The sequence below is a fragment of the Nitrospira sp. BLG_1 genome, from assembly GCF_047338595.1.
In the GTDB taxonomy this organism is placed as follows: domain Bacteria; phylum Nitrospirota; class Nitrospiria; order Nitrospirales; family Nitrospiraceae; genus Nitrospira_D.
The window spans coordinates 13,626-32,032 of the sequence record NZ_JBLFBO010000012.1 but is presented as its reverse complement, the minus strand read 5'-3'; the positions used below and the strand labels follow the sequence as shown (position 1 = coordinate 32,032).

Genomic DNA, 18,407 nt, shown 5'->3' with positions numbered 1-18,407 from the left:
AGAGGACTGGCGCCGCATGCGGGCCACGGCAGCCTGTGTAGCGGGAGGACCACGATCGGTCCAGGCGCTCATGGACGCACTGCGAACCGGTCCTACCGAGCTGAAGAAGGAGGCGGCAGCGATGTTGGCTCGCATCAAGGATCCACGAGCCGGAGTCGCCCTGGTCGAACTGCTCGAACTCGACGAGGACGCCGTCCGCAACGCTGCAGCGGCGGCCCTTGAACAGATGGCGGGCGTGCTTGATGTGGATACCGCACGGGCGTTGGTTGCCTTGTTACCACATACACCGGAAGGCCCGACAAGGCAGGTCCTAACACACCTGATCGGCGCGATTCCGACTGCCGTGCTGCCCTTGTGCGACCTGCTCAAACACCCCAATGTTGAAGCGCAAATTGCAGCGGCACTGATGCTCGATCAATTGCTCGATCCCCGTTCTATCGATGCTTTTATCGATGCGATGGGACAACCGGCTGTTCGAGAAATCGCTGTCGGCACGTTGAAGAAGCTGAGTGCCATCCGAGAACGTATCGATGCAACATTCAATGTGCTGCGCGACATCGAAGGGGCCAGTGAGCGAGAAGAAGCACGGATGGCAACCGTCATCGATCTTCTGGGGATCGGACGGCCCAGCGTGGAAATCCTGATCGAATATCTCGAAGACGATGATTGGCTCGTGCGCGAAGCGGCCGCAGACCTCCTGGGGAAAATCGGAGATGTCCGGGCCGTCATCCCACTAATGAAACGACTCGAACGGGACAAGGATACCGGTGTGAAGGAGTTGGCGATCAAAGCGTTGGGGTTGATCGGGGATTCCCGTCCAACCCAGCTCTATCTCGATGCCATTCCCATCCGCCCGCTCCGCGTCTATGCGATGGAAGCCTTGGCCAAAATCAAGGACGTGGGAGTCTTGAGACCGTACAAAGACATCTTTGACCAACTCCGGACGGATCGCGACGGCCTGGTGGCCTACAATGCCGGCCTGATCGCCGATAAGCTTGAGGCCATCATGGCCATGGAAAATCAGACGCAAGAAGAGGACAGTGAGCATGACTGAACAACCTCCATCCGATCGCATCGATCAACTGATTCATGCGCTCTACGACGAGAACGAAGCCTTACGTGATCACGCGATCGCGAGTCTCGGACAAACCGGCCAGGACGCGTTGCCCCGGCTGATTGAGTTGATGGCCGATGAGGACGTGGTCATTCGAGAAGCGGCGACCAGCGCCGTCGTACGCATGGGCCCGCCTGTTGTGGAACCGATGATTGAAGCCCTCCAAGATGACTCCTGGGCAATCCGGGAACAGGCCGCATCAGCACTCGGAAAATTACGGGACCGGCGCGCGGTTGAACCGCTGGTCAAGGCGATCAAGGACCGTGACGGGGCAGTGCGAACAGCAGCAGTGTGGGCGCTCGAGCGGATCGGCGATTCACAGGCGGTCCCCGGCTTGATCGATGCCCTCATGGACAGTACCCTCCGGGAGGATGCAGCCCGAGTCCTGAAGAAGGTCGGCGACGTGCGCGCAGTCGAAGCCCTGATCGACGGACTGCTCGGGTCCAATTGGATGGTGCGCCGCCACGCAGCGGAGGCATTGGGCAAGATCGGTGATCGCCGCGGCGTCGGCCCCTTGATCGACTCGCTGCGCGACGAAGATTGGCTCGTCCGGCGCAATGCCGCTGAATCGCTTGCTCGGCTCGGCGCAACAGAAGCCATTCAGCCCTTACTACCATTGCGTGAAGATGAAAACACCATGGTCCAAGAAACCGTTGAGGCGGTATTGTCCAGCCTCGGTTGGAAGCCGGAACCGTAAACTCTTTTACACCACTTATAGAGGATAGATTCTCATGGCAGATGAAGCCCCCAAGTTGATTCAGATTGCACCGAAAGGCGGAGAGAAAAAAGACGGGTTTAACTTAGTGACCGAGCGAGTCGTCGCCGTCAACCCGGAAAGCCGACAGCTGGAGGTCGAACTCCTGGCCTACGACGGCAAGACGGTCCTGCTGGATGTGGCGGAAGAAGCGCTGGAGGACCTAAAAAAAATTAAGGCCGGCGACGGCGCCACCATCCGTGTCGTGGAAGAAGGCGGCAAGCGGGTCGCAAAGAGCTTCAAAATCCGTCCGAAAGATCCGAATACCGCCCGAGCCGATGCCATGTTGCTCGACCTGAAAGATTCGCACTGGCTGAACCGGAAATACGCCGCAGAGGTGTTGGGTGAGTTAAAAGATTCTCGCGCCGTGGAGCCACTCGTAGCCGCATTAACCGACGAGGTCGGTGATGTCCGGCAACGAGCCTATGATTCGCTTATCAAGCTTGGAGGCCCATCGGTTCCTTCATTGATTCCTCTCCTGGTATCGGAGGAAGACGAGATTCGTCAATCGGCAACCGAAATCTTACGAAAGATCGGCAAGCCGGCAGTGGAACCGCTGGCAACTGCATTAGCCGATGCCGACGATCGACTCAAGACGAGGATTATGAAAGTGCTGGATCGGATGGGCTATAAACCAAAAACGAAAGAGGCAGCCCCCAAGGCCGAGTTGCCACGGCTGATCTAGTCAGCGGATGCAGGCCTCCTCCTGCAAGGCCACGACAAGATATCCGCTTAGGATACTGCGGCTGCTTCTTACTGCCACGAGCATTGTATCTCAATAGCTCTCACGCAATCCCTACAGCCCCTACCCCTTCGGGCTGTAGGCTGCTCGTCCCACCGACACATGCCTAAAGCCTGCAGAAGTCACTCGCTCAGGGTCATAGACGTTCCTCAGATCGATCAAGAGGGGCACACGCATGGTGGACTTCAGCTTTTCGAAATCAAGATTTCTGAAGACATTCCACTCGGTCATGATCACCAGCGCATCCGCGCCTTCTGCCGCATGGTAAGCATCCTGGCAGGGTTTAAGTTCCGGCATCATCTGACAGGCCTCCGTGAGCGCTTCTGGATCATAGGCACGAATGGTTGCACCTTCACCCACAAGTTCTCGCCCGATCGCCAACGCCGGGGCTTCCCGGAGATCGTTTGTGTTGGGTTTGAACGACAGGCCGAGGAACGCCAATGTTTTCCCTTTCAATCCGCCGACGGCATCCCGAATCTTTTCGACCATCCGCCCACGTTGGATATCGTTGACATGCGAAGCCGCGGAGGCAATCTGCATGGGATAACCATTACGTTCGCCGGTTTGAATGAGCGCTGCCAAATCTTTCGGGAAGCACGACCCTCCAAAGCCGGGACCTGCATGGAGAAACTTGGACCCGATGCGATGATCCAATCCCATACCCTTCGCCACCAATTGAACGTTGGCACCAACCCGCTCGCACAGATTGGCGATCTCGTTGATGAACGAAATCTTCGTCGCCAGAAACGCATTGGAGGCATATTTGATCAATTCGGCCGTCGGCACATCAGTCACGACGATCGGTGTTTCAATCAGGTAGAGCGGCCGATAGAGATCCTTCATAATAGCGACCGCTTGATCACTATCTGCGCCGATAACCACGCGATTCGGTCGCATGAAATCCTCAATGGCCGATCCCTCTCGAAGAAATTCCGGATTCGAGACCATGTCGAACCGGATCGGCGTTTTCTGATTTTTTTTCACGACTTCACGAATCGCTTCGCCGGTTCCTACCGGCACCGTTGACTTGGTGACAATCACTTTGTAACTGTTCATATGGAGAGCAATGCCTCTCCCCACTTCTTTGACGAACGACAAGTCGGCGCTACCATCCGAGCTTGGTGGAGTGCCCACGGCGATGAAAATCGCCAGCGCCTTGTCCACAGCCTGAGCAATATCCGTCGTAAAATTCAACCGGCCTTCCTTACTCCCCTTCGCAACAAGTTCCGCCACCCCTGGCTCAAAAAACGGGATTTCCCCCTTCTTAAGCTTCTCGATCCTTCGGCTGTCGTTATCCATGCAGGTGACATTCACCCCAAACTCAGCAAAACAAGCCCCCGTCACCAGTCCAACGTAGCCGGTTCCGATCACACTAATGTGCATGCCCCGTCCTCCTTCGCCCTAAAGAATTTGTTCAAAAGTATAACAATCTGAACCGCTTCGAGCAATGAATTCTAGGATCGGCCCGCGGCTGAATGCCCGTCGACCTTCGTTGACTCTCGCAAAATACGGTGAGTACAATCCGACGCCGCTTCCAACTCAACTCAGGAGAAGGGCTCTCAGACTCCCGTCCAATCGATGACGCTTCATCCGCCTCACATTCCACGCTGGTTCTTGCTCGGCACTGCCCTCATCACCGGAGCGGTCGTCATGGCGTTGGAAATTTTGGGAAGTCGGCTGCTGGCTCCTGTGTTCGGCAGTTCATTGTTTGTGTGGGGCGCGTTGATCGGCGTGATTCTCGCCGCGATGAGCAGCGGCTATGCGTTCGGCGGATGGGTCTCCGATCGGTATACCAGCGGACGGGTCCTGGCGGCTTTATTACTGTTTTCCGGAGGATGGACATTTCTCGTCGCATGGACGAACCAGCCTATGCTCTTCGAGATCGAAAAGCTGGTGCAGGACCCCCGGTGGGGCCCCTGTCTCGCCGCGACCGTCCTTCTTGCTCCCCCCGCATTCGGCCTCAGCGGTGTCTTACCGGCCATGTTACGATTGGCCGTGGCCGACATGAATCACCTCGGCCGACAGACAGGCCGCATGATCGCCCTCTCGACCGTGGGGAGTCTGGCCGGCACCTGGGGAACCGCCTTCTTCCTGTTGTCGTGGCTCGGAAGCCAATCGCTCCTTGCCTGGTTGGGCGGCATCCAGGTCGGACTTGGGGTTCTCTGGCTGATGAGAGGAACACCTACTCGCCCCCTCGTCCCGCTGATTGCAGTTGGGTGCATCGCACTGCTAGGGATGCTGGCTCTCCACCCCATTCAACGACTCAGAGCCCCCATCCATCAAGAGGAAAGTCCGTACCAGCAAGTCCGCATTCGTGAGGATGCGCTGTTCCGCTATCTCGTCTTGGACCGGACATTTCACGCCACCATGTGGAAAGTCGAACCGGTTTCTCTCTTTCTTCCGTACAGCCAAATGATGGTCGCGTCGCTGGCATTGGTGTCCGAACCAAAACGCGGCCTGATCATCGGTCATGGGGGCGGTTCAATAGCGAAGTGGTTGGCACAACGATGGCCCGCATTGGAGCTGGATATCGTGGAGTTCGATCCGGTGGTGGTCCGCATGGCCGAACAGTATTTTGAGTACCACCCTCCGGCCAATCACCATGTCGTTGTGAAAGACGGTCGAGCCTTTCTGAACGCGACGGATCAGATGTACGATCTCATGTGGATTGACGCCTTCGCCCGAGACATGATCCCGTTTCATCTGACCACAGCGGAGTTCTATGCGCTGGTACGGGCACACCTGAATCCAGACGGTATTGTTGCAGTCAACCTGGCCTCGTCCGGAAAAGAAGGGGATCTCGCCCGCGCGTCCGCGGTCGTGCAGACGATGAAACAGGCCTTTCCAGCCTTGGAGAGCTTTGCGGTGGAAGGACCGTGGAAGACAGGCATGTCTCCCGCGAAGAACTTGGTGTTCTTTGGAGGCCGTTTCATTGAACAGGCCTCGGCAGATCAGACCCTTTCGAAGATTACCGAGGCGGCCATGAACCAGCAATTGCCGATGGAAACAATCGCGCTCTTGAATACGCGCCGGACCGATCCCTGGCCTCAGGGTGTAGTACTAAGTGACGATTTCGCCCCATATGATCTGCTGCTTGGACGAGAGCGATCGCAATTGGTCGAATGAGGATGGGTTTCGCTAGACCGGCTCGTTGGGGCGCTGTGCAGGCCTGGAAACTCCCTGGTCATGACACCCGCTCCAAGTATGAAGGCCGTGAGTACCGCCCTCGACCAGGAAGCGAAGTACCGCGGTGATTTCTACCTGTCTTTTCAGAAAATAACGAGCAGACGACCCGTTCTTCTTGCCGACCCTCACCGTCAGGATGCGGGAATCTTGTAGCGCAAAGACATCTTCATCGGTTTCGTCATCCCCCACATAGAGCGCCAGGGAACAATCAAGCCGACGCATGTACTCCAGTAATGCCGTCCCTTTATGTGAAGCCGTCGGCGGCATCACATTGACGACGGATTTCCCGAGAACGATACGCGGAGATGGAGACAACGCTCCAATCACTCGAGTGATCAGCACCCGCGCCTCCTCTCGATGTTCGACGGTTCGATAGTGAAAGGAGAGCGAATAGGACTTATCCTCAATGGACACCCCGCAGTGCGCCAGTTCGTCGTGAAACCGGTCGGTAACCGACTGCAACCAGGCCCGACAGGTCTCGCGTACTTGTTGCCGATCCTCTTCCCGCGTATGAGGACCTTCTGAGCCATGGTTGCCGATCAAGTGAGGCACGACCGTTCCCACCCGCGATTGCAGATCTTCGACGGACCGTCCGGAGATAATTGCAGCAGGGGCTCTCTGGGCAAGCTTTTCAAGCCAGAATCGGATGGGACGTGACAGCCTGGCCGCATGATGCTCTCGAACGATCTTCGCCAGGGTGCCGTCAAAATCAAATGCGTAGAGCGACCTCCCCTTCACAAGATTCTCCAACTCCAACTTGCCTGTTTCCGTCAAGAGATAATCCATGATACCGGTGATACCTTTCGATCAGCTCAATAAACTCGGTCGTCGGACCTGTTTCATGACTCGTTCTTTTTGCCGCATGCGAGCGGCATCGATGAGCATCCGGCCCGCCCACCGATAGACATTGAACTCTTGGATCAGTCCACGCATGCTCTGCATCCTGGCCCGTTGCTCCACCTTCGGCATCGTCAGGCCAAGATGGAGCGCCGCGGCAAACTGATCGATGTCATAGGGATTGATCACCAGCGCTTCCGTCAGCTCCCGAGCGGCCCCAGTGAACTGACTGAGAATCAGCACCCCTTGCTCATCGTCCCGGGCACCGACAAACTCCTTCGCGACGAGATTCATCCCATCATGGAGACTACTCACGACACACAGATCTGCTCCACGGTAACACTCATAGACTTGAGCCGGTTCATGGTGCTGAATGCGGAGGCAGATCGGCTCATAGCCGCTATGACCAAAGCGTTTATTGATCTGCTCGGCCAACGCAGAGACTTGGCTGGTAAAATGATGGTACTGTTCGATGACGGATCTGCTCGGAGCGGCGATCTGGACAAAGGTAAACTTCCCGATCCATTCCGGCTGGAGTTCCATCAGGCGTTCCACCGCCATGAACCGCTCGAGGATGCCCTTCGTGTAATCCAACCGTTCGACCCCAAGGCCGATGAGGCGATCCTCCGGCATCCCGTACGCCTCTCTCAGCCTGGCCCGGCATTCCTGGACAGGCCGTTGATCACGAATCCATTGCGAAGGCCACTCAATGGAGATCGGATAGGGGTTGACCGCGGTCAGTTTCCCTCCATACGACACCGTGGAGCTGTTCCGATCGATCCGAGCCTCAAGGATACGATCGACACTATCGATGAAATTATTGCAATGCACCCTGGTATGGAACCCCAGAATGCTGCTCCCCAGGAGCCCCTCCAGGATTTCTTCGCGCCAGGGACAAATCCCGAAACTTTCCGCGTTCGGCCAGGGGATGTGCCAAAACATAATGATCGTGGCAGTCGGTAAACGGTCTCGGATGAGTTTCGGAAGGAGGGCAAAGTGGTAGTCCTGCACAAGCACGACCGGATTATCGGTTGTCGCTTCCTCATACACGGCCTGGGCAAACCGTTCATTGACGGCCACGTAATGTTTCCAATCTGACGACCGGAAAGTGGGCCGGACATGAGCGATGTGGCAGAGCGGCCACAATCCCTCATTGGAAAATCCATAGTAGTACCCAGCCTCTTCCTCTGCAGTGAGCCAGACACGACGAATCTGATACGAGGGATTCGAAGGCGGCACACTGACACGGTGTCGCTCGTCCACGACGTCCCGGTCTGCGGATCCGTTCCCATGTGCGACCCAGATACCGGAGCAGGCACGCATCACCGGCTCGAGGGCCGACACCAACCCACTCGCCGGCACCTGCACTGCAATGCTTTGCCCTTGCCAGAAATGAGCGTAGGGCTGTCGATTAGAGACAATCAGTACCTGATCGCCGGCAAGTTGCTCATGAAGAATCGACTTGAGGCTGGCCGGCGTCCATGAAATCTGGCTCTCATCCCGCATCCGACGATCGGTCTCGAGCGCCTCCACCAACGAGCGTAAGTCTTTCGCCAGCGGCTGAAGTTCCGGCGCATGTTGCTCCTGCGTCAGTGGAGTCAAGAGCCGCTCCCCCTTGACCATTGCACGCACCCCGGCCACCCACTCCTTCCAGCTGAAGTGGGCGACGAGCAATGTCACCAGTGAGATGATTGCCGTGAGGGCCGCAAATAAATAAAAGACGTAGAGTTTCGTATCACTGCTCCGCTGTTGGATGAACCGCATATCGTGGAGCAAGAGGAGCCGCCCGAGCCGACGTCCGTTCGATTCGATGGAGGCCGATGTGATATGCATCGGCCCGCTGCTGAAGGACCGTACAAGGGAAAAATTTGCTGCAAGACTCAGCGTCTCCTGACAAGTAACGTCCTGTGGAAATGCCTGGGTCTGATAGAGAAGACGATCTCCGAGGTCACAAAATCCCAGAGCGTATAATCGCTCGTCCTGAATGATGCGGGTAAAATAAGCGGAGATCTTACCCTTTGAATTGGAGATCAGCAGATCGGCCAGCGGTCCCTCCATGGTATTGACCATCAGCTTGGACCGCATATCGAGGTCGCGTATAAACCATTTGAGTTCAAGCGAGTCCACGACCGGGACCACCCCATAGGCGATCACGGCCAACACGATCACCAAAGGGAGAACAAACCTCAGTGAAAGCGCGAAGAGCCTCATGGAAACAAGTTAGTTTACTTTCACCTAGAAATCAAATATGGTCATGTTGTGTACCAGTTCGGCCTCATCGGTAATTGCCAGATTTCCGCGCTGATCAGTACCCACGGATCGATCGACTGGCTCTGCCTACCGAGGCCCGATAGCCCCCCTGTTTTTGGGAAGATCCTGGACCAAGAAGGGGGCCATTTTTCGATCCACCCGTCTGTTCCTCTATCGGAAACGACCTCCAAGCAACACTATCTCCCGAACACCAATATCTTGGTCACGACCATCTCCCTCCCGAACGGAGACGCGTACCAAATCACCGACTTTTGTCCTCGTTTTCTACAATACGGCCGTGTCTATCGGCCGACCGCCCTCTTCCGAATCGTTGAGCCGCTCAGCGGCACCCCCTCCATTCGTGTCTGTTGCAAGCCGGTCTCCGGATGGGACAAGACACCCGTGCGATTCGTTCGCGGCAATAGTCACTTCCGGTACGACATACGCGGTGAATACTTGCGGCTCCTGACCGACATGCCGCTCACCTATCTCTGCCAAGAAACGCCGGTCGCACTGACGTCAAAAATGTACTTCGCGCTGACTTGGGGAATCGGAATCGAGGACGACCTTGTTAAAGTCAGCCACGAATTTCTGGACCAGACTATTAAATATTGGCGGATTTGGGTCAAACATTGCTCGATTCCAGTCCTCTATCAGGAGGAAGTCATCCGCTCGGCCCTCGCGCTCAAACTCCACTGCTATGAAGACACCGGCGCGATCCTTGCGGCCCTGACCACCAGCCTCCCTGAAGAACCAGGCGGCCCGCGGAACTGGGACTATCGGTACTGTTGGCTGCGCGACGCGCATTTTTCACTCTCGGCCTTCTATAACTTGGGGCATTTTGAGGAAATGGAAGGGTTCCTGAAGTTTTTGCTGAACGTCTGTTATGCCCGTGAACAATCACATGATCGGCTCGCACCGGTCTACACGCTCAGCCAAGATCTCCCCCTCCCGGAAACCGAGCATTCCAACTGGCAGGGCTTTCTGGGAAGCGGACCGGTACGCAGCCATAATCAGGCGGCCGAGCATGTGCAAAACGACGTCTACGGTGAGATGCTTCTGACGCTGGCGCCGATCTTTTTCGACAACCGCTTTTATGACCTTCGCACGAGGGATCACGAAGCGCTGGTCGCGAACTTGATCCGCCTGTGCGAACGGAGCATCTCCGAACCGGATGCCGGACTCTGGGAGATTCGGAACGGCTGGCAGGAACATTCCTTCACGAACCTCATGTGCTGGGCCGGCCTCGATCGTGCTTACCGCATCCAGCAGGCCGGATTTCTCCGCGAGTTAACGATTAATCTCGACGCGGCACGGACCAGAGCAGCCAACGCCCTGCTTCGAGCGATGAAGGACAAGGCGTTACGGAACGGCCCCAAAGACGACAGTTACGATGCCTCCTTAGCGCAATTGGCGATTGTCGGATTTCCTGATCGAGAGGTCTGCGACACCACAGTCTCTCAGATCAAGCAGGCCCTCGCCCTTCGGCAGGGAGGAAAAGAGACCGGGTTTTTCTATCGGTACCTGCGGCAAGATGACTTCGGCAAACCTCAGGCGAGTTTTGTGATTTGCTCGTTCTGGGTCGTTCAAGCCTTGGCGAAACTCGGTCGCTTGCCGGAAGCCAAGCACATCATGAATCAGTGCCTCGCCGGGGCCAACAGCGTCGGACTCGTTGCCGAGCACTTTGTGCCGGAGACCCGAACCCAGCTCGGGAACTTCCCCCAAGCCTACTCCCACGTCGGCCTGATCAACGCCGCCTTCGCAATCAGTCCCCCCTGGAGCGATGTGCTGTAGGGGCAAAACCATTGGTGAATTTCTCTACTCTCATCAGGCCCGATAGCGTTTACTCAGGCGCTTGAGCGTCTGAATATCACCACTAATCAGGCTTCGCTTTTTCGCTGCATTCCATCGTTTCAACTGACGCTCTCGCTTGACCGCCTCGGCTTCCGTCTTGAAGTGCTCCATCTACATCAATCGGACAGGCCGACGCTTCGATGTGTATGCTGAACCGCGGCCAGCATTGTGCGCCAATGCATGCCCTTCGGTTTCATGCCTCTGCCACTCGCGATACCAAGCTCTCAGCCTAACCTCTCTCGGATTCTGTCGGCATGCCGTAGGGCACGACCATCCGAGGACTCGCGCTCGCTGGCATAGGTATCTACGGGACTATAGCGGAGACGTTCAGATGTGGAGGGGAAAAGCGCAACACCCGGTCCCTCGATGTTGTTGCAGAGGGCTACACCAGCGCGGCCACTCCAACCCTGAACCTCTTCCAGTAGGCCATCTTATCAGCGATCGGTGGCGTGGAAGTGCTGGCCTCTCCATTGCAATTGTCCCCTCGTCAGCATGAGGGGACAATCGCGATAGACCCGAGGTTGGGAGAAGAAATTATGGTGTTGGTCCATCAAGGAGAACGCAGGCCATGAAGACGATGAAACTCGTGATGCCATGGGTGAGCCGCTGCATGTTCACCATTGTCGTGAACGTCATCCCAGTCGCCCCGCTGTGGGCTGACACGATGGAAGGGACGGCCACTTCCCCACCATCCATCGCCACTGTGCAGGCGGGCTATGGAAAGCTGCCGCTTCAATTCGAAGCCAATCAGGGCCAGTGGGAGGAACAGGTCCGGTTCCTGGCGCGAGGCCCCGGCTACCGCCTCTTTCTCACCCCATCCGAATCGGTCCTGGTGCTGCAACAGCGGGAACCGACCAGGGGACCGGCTCAGCGGAAGCGCGGGAAGCCCACCGCCAGGCCGGAGCCGCCGACGAGCAGGCAGGCGGTTGTGCGGATGACATTGGACGGCGCGAATCCCACGCCGGCCCTGGACGGCACGGAACCCCTGCCGGGGATCGTCAACTACTTCATCGGCAATGACCCGGCCAAGTGGCGGACCAACATTCCCACCTATGCGAAGGTCCAGTACCAGGAGGTCTATCCCGGCATCGATCTCGCCTATTACGGGAACCAGGGCACCGTGGAGTACGACTTCATCGTGGCGCCGGGGGCCGATCCGGATCAGATCAAACTGGCCTTCGAAGGGGCCTCCGACATCCAGGTGGCGGACAGCGGGGATCTCCTCCTCGCGACCGCAGTGGGCGAGGTGCGGGTCCAGAAGCCGCTCGTCTATCAACTCGATCCGGATGGGCACAAGACGCTCGTCGCCGGGCACTACCTCGTCGAGCAGAAGGCCGCCCACTTGCGGTCCTCGTCCAACCCCTCAGTCCTCAGCACTCGTTACTCGGCCCTTCCCCACATCGGCATCCAGCTCGCGGCCTATGATCGCACCAAACCCCTCGTCATCGATCCGGTCGTGCTCTACTCCACCTACCTGGGCGGCAGTGATAACGATGGGGGGGCTGGGATCGCAGTGGACGGGAGCGGCCAGGCCTATGTGACCGGTGTCACTCAATCCAGGGACTTTCCCACCCTCCAGGCGAGTCAGCCCGCTCTTGGAGGGGCAGAGGCCCCCGATGCATTCGTGACCAAATTCACGGCCACGGGCGTCCTGCTCTACTCCACCTACCTGGGCGGCAGTCATGAAGATCGGGGGTTTGGTATCGCGGTGGATGGGAGCGGCCAGGCCTATGTGACCGGTGTCACTCAATCCAGGGACTTTCCCACCCTCCAGGCGAGTCAGCCCGCTCTTGGAGGGGCAGAGGCCCCCGATGCATTCGTGACCAAATTCACGGCCACGGGCGCCCTGGCCTACTCCACCTACCTGGGCGGCAGTGATGGCGACGAAGGGTATGGGATCGCGGTGGACGGAAGCGGCCAGGCCTATGTGACCGGCATTACTACCTCTTTTGACTTTCCCACCCTCCAGGCGAGCCAGCCCGATTTTGGAGGAGGCCGCGGGGATATGTTCGTGACCAAATTCACGGCCGCGGGCGCCCTGGCCTACTCCACCTACCTGGGCGGCAGTGCCAACGAGGAAGCGTTTGTTTTCACAGTTGGGATCGCGGTGGACGGGAGCGGCCAGGCCTATGTGACCGGCATCACTGACTCCGGGGACTTTCCCACCCTCCAGGCGAGTCAGCCCGATCCCGGGGGGGGGAACGGCGATGCGTTCGTGACCAAATTCACGGCCGCGGGCGCTCTAGCCTACTCCACCTACCTGGGCGGCAGTAATGTCGATGGGGGGGTGGGATCGCGGTGGACGGGAGCGGCCAGGCCTATGTGACCGGCATCACTCTCTCCCTGGACTTTCCCACGCTCCAGGCGTTCCAGCCCGCTTTCGGAGGAGTAGGCCACTTCGAAATCGGCGATGCCTTCGTAACCAAATTCACGGCCCTGGGCGCCCTGGCCTACTCCACCTACCTGGGCGGCAGTGGTGGCGACGAAGGGTATGGGATCGCGGTGGACGGAAGCGGCCAGGCCTATGTGACCGGCATTACTACCTCTTTTGACTTTCCCACCCTCCAGGCGAGCCAGCCCGCGCTCAGAGGCTTCAAGAATGCGTTCATGACCAAATTCACGGCTTTGGGCGCCCTGGCCTCCTCCACTTACCTGGGCGGCAGTCATGAAGATCGGGGGTTTGGTATCGCGGTGGATGGGAGCGGCCAGGCCTATGTGACCGGCACGACTTTCTCCGGAGACTTTCCCACCCTCCAGGCGAGTCAGCCCGCTCCCGGGGGGGGGACGGGGATGCGTTCGTGACCAAACTCAGTGCCTCGGGGACCAACCAGCCTCCCGTCTGTGGCGCGGCCCAAGCCAATCCCGCCGTGCTCTGGGCGCCCAACCATCAGTTGGTCCCGATCGCGATCATCGGCGTGACCGATCCGGATGGGAAGTCGGTGACGATCACCGTGACCGGCGTGACTCAGGACGAGCCGGTCAACGGCACGGGCGACGGCCACACCAGCCCTGATGCGGTGATTCAAACTGGGGCCGCCTCGGTGCGCGCCGAACGAGCTGGACACGGCAACGGCCGCGTCTATCACATTGCGTTTACCGCCGATGACGGCCAGGGCAGTTCCTGTAGTGGCGCCGTCACGGTCGGCGTGCCCCATAGCCTGCACAAGGGGACGACCGCGATCGACGACGGCCAACTCTACGACTCAACGATCGTTGGTTCCGATCACCATCATCGCCATCATGGGGGTGACCGATCCGGAGGGAGATTCGGTGACGATCACCGTGACCGGCGTGACTCAGGACGAACCGGTCACGAGCACGGGCGACGGCCACACGAGCCCTGATGCGGTGATTCAGGCCCGTGCCGCCTCGGTGCGCACCGACCGCGATCGACGACGGCCAGCTCTACGACTCGACCGTTCCGTAGGCGATGTGCGCAGTCCGTGCATCAGCAGGGCTGCCGCCGAGGCAGCCCTGCCATCAAAGCCCCTGACTTCTGAACCTCATATCTCCAGAGCGTACTGCAATAGAATAAGGAGGTGCGCGGCTAGGACGGAATCACTGGAGGCGTTTTTCCCTGTCGCCCAGAGCCATCGAATGGATCCGGGTCGAGGGAGCTTGGTCTAGAAAGTAGTAGGGAATCACTGCAGGGGTTTATCCGGCGCCGTTGATCACCATAAAGCTATAGATAAGAGAGGCACCGGTACGCGCAAGCGAGGTTTGAAAAAGAAGTGAAACTACTGGAGGTGTTTATCTGCCCGCGTCCATTAGGATAAAGGGATGAAGAGCGCGCGGTACGCACGAAGTTGGATCAGAGAAACCACTTGAGGTGTTTCATCCCGTCGCCCGGAACCATCGTAAGGGCTCCGGGCCGAGCGAGCTCTGTTTGGTGGAGGCGAGGCGCTCAACCCATCGTTGATAGCCTCTATTGGCCCCTCTCTCACCTTTACAATCCAGGGGACAGTGCTTGCCGCATGATACCTAACTCGATGCCCTTGAGCCCCCGTGACCACATCCTCCTAGGCTTGTCGTCGTATATCCAGATTGGTATAATTGAGCCGTGAACCCGCTGCGCTTCCTCGGAAACTCGTTGGAGTGCCTCCGACAGTTTCCGGAGGACGCTCGGCATGATGCAGGGTACCAACTGGAGCGAGTGCAGCACGGCAAGCAACCGACCAATTTCAAATCGATGCCGTCGGTTGGGAAGGGTGTCGAAGAACTACGGTTGTGGGGTGACGCTGGTACCTATCGCGTGCTCTACATAGCCCGATTCGCTGAAGCCGTCTACGTGCTGCATGCGTTTCAGAAGAGAACACGAGCCACGAGCGAGCGCGACATCGAGTTGGCAAGAATGCGGTATGCTGAACTCAGGAGAGTGAAATATGACTAAGACGACTCACAGTTTCAAGAGTGTGTGGGATGCCTTGGCCGATACACCCGAACAGGCGGCGAATTTGCGTGCGCGCGCTGGTCTTATGCGGCAGATCACTGATGTCATTAAAGCGAACGGGTGGACTCAAATAGACGCGGGCACCAAATGTGGAGTCACGCAACCGCGGATCAATGATCTTCTTCGTGGACGGATCTCTCGCTTTTCATTGGATGCACTGGTGAACATGGCCGCAGCGCTTGGGCGTCCGGTCCGCGTCGAATTAGAGCATCCCAAGTCCAAGCGGTTGTCCCGAGAACGTCGTTCTGCATAAACCCCATCTTCGGGCAGGGGCCCATCCTGTCGGATTCGCCATATAGTTTCGCTTGTATGGAAAACTCAACTTGAGTTGCAACCGCCTTATGTCCCCGCCACAGACGACTCCTCCTTTTTGAGCTTCAAAACCATTTCCAGGTTTGAATCGGCCTCAAGCAGCTTCACAGTCGTCGCTTCGATGAGCGTGACCTGGAACTTGCCTTCCAGGGTGTCTCCCTGCTGGAGGATATAGAGCTCGCGCCCCTTGCCCAGAAAGGCCTTCTGCACCCCGTTCTGATTGACGTACCCGAGGTAGCGATACTGTCCCAGTTGTTCCTGGAGTTGCTGACGACGGAGTCGCTCTTGTTCCTGAGCCGCTTGGGCCGCGAGCGCTTCTTGTTGTCGCGCAAGTTCTTCCGGGGTGGGTGGCGGAGCGGTCGGCGTGGACGGAACGGCGTTGCTGGAATTCGATGGCTTCTTCTGCCGGGCGATTCGAGTGCCGTGGGGATCCGACACACCGGCAAGGCTCGCAGCGGTGAAGATATTTCGCGACGGTGTGACCGGCAGTTCCCGTGCCTGAGCCTTCAGCGACTTGACCTCCCAGGTGTCCGTTGTACTGGTCTGTGTAGATTTCGCGGCGGTCTGCCCCGATTGGTACTTCAAGGGGATTTCCACCGGAGGAGGCACGTCGATCACGTAGATATAGACCAGGCCCATCCAAAGCATGACGAGTGCGCCCAGTGCAGGCCATTTGATCCGTGGCGTCATCAGATACTTCCCGGTCGTGCGGTTTGCCGCAGATATGTCGCTACGGCAATATTCACGACGACGCGTGTCGCCGAAGTGTGTGCTTTCTGTTCACTCGCAACATCCAACCGTTCGATCACGAGATACGACTCGGCCGTTTCCAGACGATTGAGAAACCGATAGATGGCGGCATAATCCCCGCTCGCCCGAAAGGTGATGGTGGCTTTTACCGGTCTGGACCCCTCCGGCTTCTTGATGTCATAGCCCATCCCAGGAATCCGAACCCGTTCTCGCTTGGCCAGCTCAGAGAGCGCGAGGGCGAGCGGAGTAAACTCCTCCTGCGTGGGCAGGGCTTTCCGCTCCACCTCCAGCTGCCGCTGCGCGGCATGAGCCTTCACTTGCTGCGCCTTCGCTCGCTGGAGATCTGCCTGAACCTGTTTGGCCTGTTGATAGGCTTGTTCAGCCAGACGTACCCGCTCCTCAGCCGGACGTAGCGCATACACATACGTCAGCAGGGCGCCAACCACAGACAGGAGGGTCAGCGCGGCCAGCGGCACGAGTCGCCGCATCATGACTTTCGGCAGCTGGATTGTGCTGAGCTTAGGAAGCGTCATCGGCCTGTGACTTGTCTGAAAGCCCTCCATACTGCACGGTCAACGAAAATTCGATGCCACCGCGTTCAGGCTCCTCTCCTCCATCGGCCCGATGCGAGTCGGCAAACTTGTGGTGATGGAGGACGGGCTGGCGGAAGGCCGAATGCGATTGCAAGGTGGACATCAGCGTATTCAGGGCCGTCATGCCCGTGGCACGGCCATCGATCCTGATGGTGGCCTGTTTCACATCCCGCTGAATCTTACCGATTGAGGTGCCCGCCGGGAGCGCCTCTTCTAGATCATGCAGCAGCTGGGTCCAGGAAAACCCTCGCTTCTCAGCGAGCTGGTTGATGGACACGACCTCTTCCCGGATGTCCGCCATCTGCTGAGCCGACAACGTGAGCCGTTCCTGCTCGAGCTGCGCCGTGAATTGGCGATTGATGGAGTCGGTGCGCTCCGCGGCAGCTGTATACCGGTCCGCCTCCTCGTTCAGCGCATGACGATCCCACCACATCCAGCCGGTGAAGAGGCCGCCCCCGATCGTGAGGCTCAACAATCCCCATTGAATTCCACGGGCGACACGCACCATGCGCGGCACAACCGAGAGCCGAACAGGTGACATCTCGACTGGAGCGGAGGCCCGAGGACCCACTGCGGGGAGTATCATGCTGTCCTCATGCGGCTAGGATGCCCGCCAGCGCGGCGAAAGGTGGATGAACAGGAGCGGCCACGGTGCTCACGATCGGTGCGGTCGCCCACCTCGCTCGATGCACCGGAACAGTCCAAGGCGGGTCGTGGGACAGGGTCCAGATCTCCGTCTGGTCATGTGGTCCCGATGACGCTGACGCGGAATCCCCTTCCTCCACGAGGTATACGGGCGTCGTGCGAGCAAGCGCCTGCTGGGTTGGCGCCTCTTCCATTACCAAATACTGCACCGTCTGAATCAGCTCGGTCTTCAGATCCATGCAGGCTCGCCGCACCGGTTTGACCCGGAGGCCCACCGGCCGTCCCTGCCGAAGAGCCAGCACGATCAAGGCCTCGGCGCTTCGATGGGCCACAACTATCTCCTCCTGCATGCGAGAGAAGGCAGACCGGGCCAGACTCAAGAGATGAATCGTAGACCACCCGATCGAGACCGGGACAAGATCGGCCTCCTCACAGACTCGATGGTATTGGTCGAGAATACTCTGCCGAATGGCGACCAGGAGAACCGACCGTGCGGTCGAGGATGACTTCCCCTCAGACACAGCATGCCAGTGCAGGGTCAGATCCGGTGCCGTGAGGTGTTCCTCTTGACGAAGTCGCCAGCGCAGCAGCGCCTCTTGTTCCGTCTGCGACGTGGGAAAGGTCTCAAAGTGTAGGAGCACCGGCGTCCCGCAGGCCATCGGAAGATCGACCGCCACGGTTCGATCGCGTACCCCCTCAAGCAGCGCCTCGACTTCCTGAGCGACAGCAGCGGGATCAGGCATGTTCGGAGTCGTCGCCGAGGGAGTCAGCACACCAGCGGGTATGGCTCGACTCGCGACGCGCACCACGATCGGAGGCTGTCTCCACCGACGACGGACTTCGACGAGATCAAGCCCGTGAGCCCGGAAGCTGAGGCCGAGCCGGGGGCGATGAATGGGAAAGAGAGAGCGAATCATGAC

The 18,407-nt window shown here is 58.4% G+C and carries 18 protein-coding genes; 10 read left to right on the top strand and 8 right to left on the bottom strand.

Going from position 1 to position 18,407, the window contains the following annotated elements; genetic code table 11:
* The first annotated feature begins 16 nt into the window (after positions 1-16).
* From ACMTNU_RS11690 to ACMTNU_RS11680, 3 genes are read left to right on the top strand one after another with little or no spacing between them, the layout of a single operon-like run.
* Entirely contained in the window at positions 17-1,054 is a 1,038-nt protein-coding gene (locus ACMTNU_RS11690) for a HEAT repeat domain-containing protein (protein WP_413935436.1), read from the top strand.
* Entirely contained in the window at positions 1,047-1,811 is a 765-nt protein-coding gene (locus tag ACMTNU_RS11685; protein WP_413935435.1) for a HEAT repeat domain-containing protein, read from the top strand. The genes ACMTNU_RS11690 and ACMTNU_RS11685 overlap by 8 nt, the downstream gene beginning before the upstream one ends.
* Before the next feature lie 34 nt (positions 1,812-1,845).
* A complete protein-coding gene (locus tag ACMTNU_RS11680) occupies positions 1,846-2,553 on the top strand; it encodes a HEAT repeat domain-containing protein (protein WP_413935434.1) in 708 nt (235 codons plus the stop codon).
* Between the two features lie 120 nt (positions 2,554-2,673).
* Here ACMTNU_RS11680 and ACMTNU_RS11675 read toward each other — a convergent pair whose 3' ends face one another.
* Positions 2,674-3,993 (bottom strand): UDP-glucose dehydrogenase family protein, encoded by a 1,320-nt coding sequence (locus tag ACMTNU_RS11675; RefSeq protein ID WP_413935433.1) that lies wholly within the window; start codon positions 3,991-3,993, stop codon positions 2,674-2,676.
* 195 nt (positions 3,994-4,188) lie between these two features.
* On the opposite strand from ACMTNU_RS11675, the gene ACMTNU_RS11670 reads away from it, so the two are divergent.
* On the top strand, positions 4,189-5,736 hold the full coding sequence (locus tag ACMTNU_RS11670) for a spermidine synthase (protein ID WP_413935432.1): 1,548 nt from the start codon (positions 4,189-4,191) through the stop codon (positions 5,734-5,736).
* 12 nt (positions 5,737-5,748) lie between these two features.
* On the opposite strand, the gene otsB is transcribed toward ACMTNU_RS11670, so the two are convergent.
* Both otsB and ACMTNU_RS11660 read right to left on the bottom strand, forming a co-directional pair.
* Entirely contained in the window at positions 5,749-6,582 is an 834-nt protein-coding gene (gene otsB / locus ACMTNU_RS11665) for a trehalose-phosphatase (protein WP_413935431.1), read from the bottom strand.
* 21 nt (positions 6,583-6,603) lie between these two features.
* Positions 6,604-8,844: an alpha,alpha-trehalose-phosphate synthase (UDP-forming) gene (locus tag ACMTNU_RS11660; RefSeq protein ID WP_413935430.1), complete on the bottom strand. Its 2,241-nt coding sequence runs from the start codon at positions 8,842-8,844 to the stop codon at positions 6,604-6,606.
* A gap of 48 nt (positions 8,845-8,892) precedes the next feature.
* On the opposite strand from ACMTNU_RS11660, the gene ACMTNU_RS11655 reads away from it, so the two are divergent.
* A complete protein-coding gene (locus ACMTNU_RS11655) occupies positions 8,893-10,677 on the top strand; it encodes a glycoside hydrolase family 15 protein (RefSeq protein ID WP_413935429.1) in 1,785 nt (594 codons plus the stop codon).
* Between the two features lie 33 nt (positions 10,678-10,710).
* Here the strand turns inward: ACMTNU_RS11655 and ACMTNU_RS11650 are convergent, their stop codons facing one another.
* Positions 10,711-10,848 carry a hypothetical protein gene (locus ACMTNU_RS11650; protein WP_413935428.1) on the bottom strand — a complete coding sequence of 46 codons (138 nt, stop codon included), beginning with the start codon at positions 10,846-10,848 and terminating at the stop codon, positions 10,711-10,713.
* 457 nt (positions 10,849-11,305) lie between these two features.
* On the opposite strand from ACMTNU_RS11650, the gene ACMTNU_RS11645 reads away from it, so the two are divergent.
* From ACMTNU_RS11645 to ACMTNU_RS11625, 5 genes are all read left to right on the top strand, one after another.
* On the top strand, positions 11,306-13,063 hold the full coding sequence (locus ACMTNU_RS11645) for an SBBP repeat-containing protein (RefSeq protein WP_413935427.1): 1,758 nt from the start codon (positions 11,306-11,308) through the stop codon (positions 13,061-13,063).
* On the top strand, positions 13,036-13,539 hold the full coding sequence (locus tag ACMTNU_RS11640; protein ID WP_413935426.1) for an SBBP repeat-containing protein: 504 nt from the start codon (positions 13,036-13,038) through the stop codon (positions 13,537-13,539). The genes ACMTNU_RS11645 and ACMTNU_RS11640 overlap by 28 nt, the downstream gene beginning before the upstream one ends.
* On the top strand, positions 13,536-14,081 hold the full coding sequence (locus ACMTNU_RS11635; RefSeq protein WP_413935425.1) for a hypothetical protein: 546 nt from the start codon (positions 13,536-13,538) through the stop codon (positions 14,079-14,081). Before ACMTNU_RS11640 ends, ACMTNU_RS11635 begins: the two co-directional genes overlap by 4 nt.
* 716 nt (positions 14,082-14,797) lie before the next feature.
* Positions 14,798-15,127 (top strand): type II toxin-antitoxin system RelE/ParE family toxin, encoded by a 330-nt coding sequence (locus tag ACMTNU_RS11630; RefSeq protein ID WP_413935424.1) that lies wholly within the window; start codon positions 14,798-14,800, stop codon positions 15,125-15,127.
* Entirely contained in the window at positions 15,120-15,440 is a 321-nt protein-coding gene (locus ACMTNU_RS11625) for a helix-turn-helix domain-containing protein (protein ID WP_413935423.1), read from the top strand. Before ACMTNU_RS11630 ends, ACMTNU_RS11625 begins: the two co-directional genes overlap by 8 nt.
* Positions 15,441-15,526: 86 nt before the next feature.
* Here the strand turns inward: ACMTNU_RS11625 and ACMTNU_RS11620 are convergent, their stop codons facing one another.
* The 4 genes from ACMTNU_RS11620 to ACMTNU_RS11605 are packed head-to-tail and all read right to left on the bottom strand — an operon-like array spanning position 15,527 to position 18,404.
* Positions 15,527-16,189: a hypothetical protein gene (locus ACMTNU_RS11620; protein WP_413935422.1), complete on the bottom strand. Its 663-nt coding sequence runs from the start codon at positions 16,187-16,189 to the stop codon at positions 15,527-15,529.
* A complete protein-coding gene (pilO, locus tag ACMTNU_RS11615; RefSeq protein ID WP_413935421.1) occupies positions 16,189-16,782 on the bottom strand; it encodes a type 4a pilus biogenesis protein PilO in 594 nt (197 codons plus the stop codon). Before pilO ends, ACMTNU_RS11620 begins: the two co-directional genes overlap by 1 nt.
* Positions 16,769-17,428: a PilN domain-containing protein gene (locus ACMTNU_RS11610; RefSeq protein WP_413935420.1), complete on the bottom strand. Its 660-nt coding sequence runs from the start codon at positions 17,426-17,428 to the stop codon at positions 16,769-16,771. The genes pilO and ACMTNU_RS11610 overlap by 14 nt, the downstream gene beginning before the upstream one ends.
* A gap of 7 nt (positions 17,429-17,435) precedes the next feature.
* Positions 17,436-18,404, bottom strand: coding sequence for a hypothetical protein (locus ACMTNU_RS11605; RefSeq protein WP_413935419.1), 969 nt, complete (start codon positions 18,402-18,404; stop codon positions 17,436-17,438).
* Positions 18,405-18,407: the final 3 nt, after the last annotated feature.

Bases quoted from the DNA above. Each gene is read 5' to 3' on its own strand.
- ACMTNU_RS11680 (WP_413935434.1), top strand. From the start codon at position 1,846: ATGGCAGATGAAGCCCCCAAGTTGATTCAGATTGCACCGAAAGGCGGA.
- ACMTNU_RS11610 (WP_413935420.1), bottom strand. From the start codon at position 17,428: ATGATACTCCCCGCAGTGGGTCCTCGGGCCTCCGCTCCAGTCGAGATG.
- ACMTNU_RS11645 (WP_413935427.1), top strand. From the start codon at position 11,306: ATGAAGACGATGAAACTCGTGATGCCATGGGTGAGCCGCTGCATGTTC.
- ACMTNU_RS11605 (WP_413935419.1), bottom strand. From the start codon at position 18,404: ATGATTCGCTCTCTCTTTCCCATTCATCGCCCCCGGCTCGGCCTCAGC.
- ACMTNU_RS11660 (WP_413935430.1), bottom strand. From the start codon at position 8,844: ATGAGGCTCTTCGCGCTTTCACTGAGGTTTGTTCTCCCTTTGGTGATC.
- otsB (WP_413935431.1), bottom strand. From the start codon at position 6,582: ATGGATTATCTCTTGACGGAAACAGGCAAGTTGGAGTTGGAGAATCTT.
- ACMTNU_RS11685 (WP_413935435.1), top strand. From the start codon at position 1,047: ATGACTGAACAACCTCCATCCGATCGCATCGATCAACTGATTCATGCG.
- pilO (WP_413935421.1), bottom strand. From the start codon at position 16,782: ATGACGCTTCCTAAGCTCAGCACAATCCAGCTGCCGAAAGTCATGATG.
- ACMTNU_RS11650 (WP_413935428.1), bottom strand. From the start codon at position 10,848: ATGGAGCACTTCAAGACGGAAGCCGAGGCGGTCAAGCGAGAGCGTCAG.
- ACMTNU_RS11670 (WP_413935432.1), top strand. From the start codon at position 4,189: ATGACGCTTCATCCGCCTCACATTCCACGCTGGTTCTTGCTCGGCACT.
- ACMTNU_RS11675 (WP_413935433.1), bottom strand. From the start codon at position 3,993: ATGCACATTAGTGTGATCGGAACCGGCTACGTTGGACTGGTGACGGGG.
- ACMTNU_RS11625 (WP_413935423.1), top strand. From the start codon at position 15,120: ATGACTAAGACGACTCACAGTTTCAAGAGTGTGTGGGATGCCTTGGCC.
- ACMTNU_RS11690 (WP_413935436.1), top strand. From the start codon at position 17: ATGCGGGCCACGGCAGCCTGTGTAGCGGGAGGACCACGATCGGTCCAG.
- ACMTNU_RS11620 (WP_413935422.1), bottom strand. From the start codon at position 16,189: ATGACGCCACGGATCAAATGGCCTGCACTGGGCGCACTCGTCATGCTT.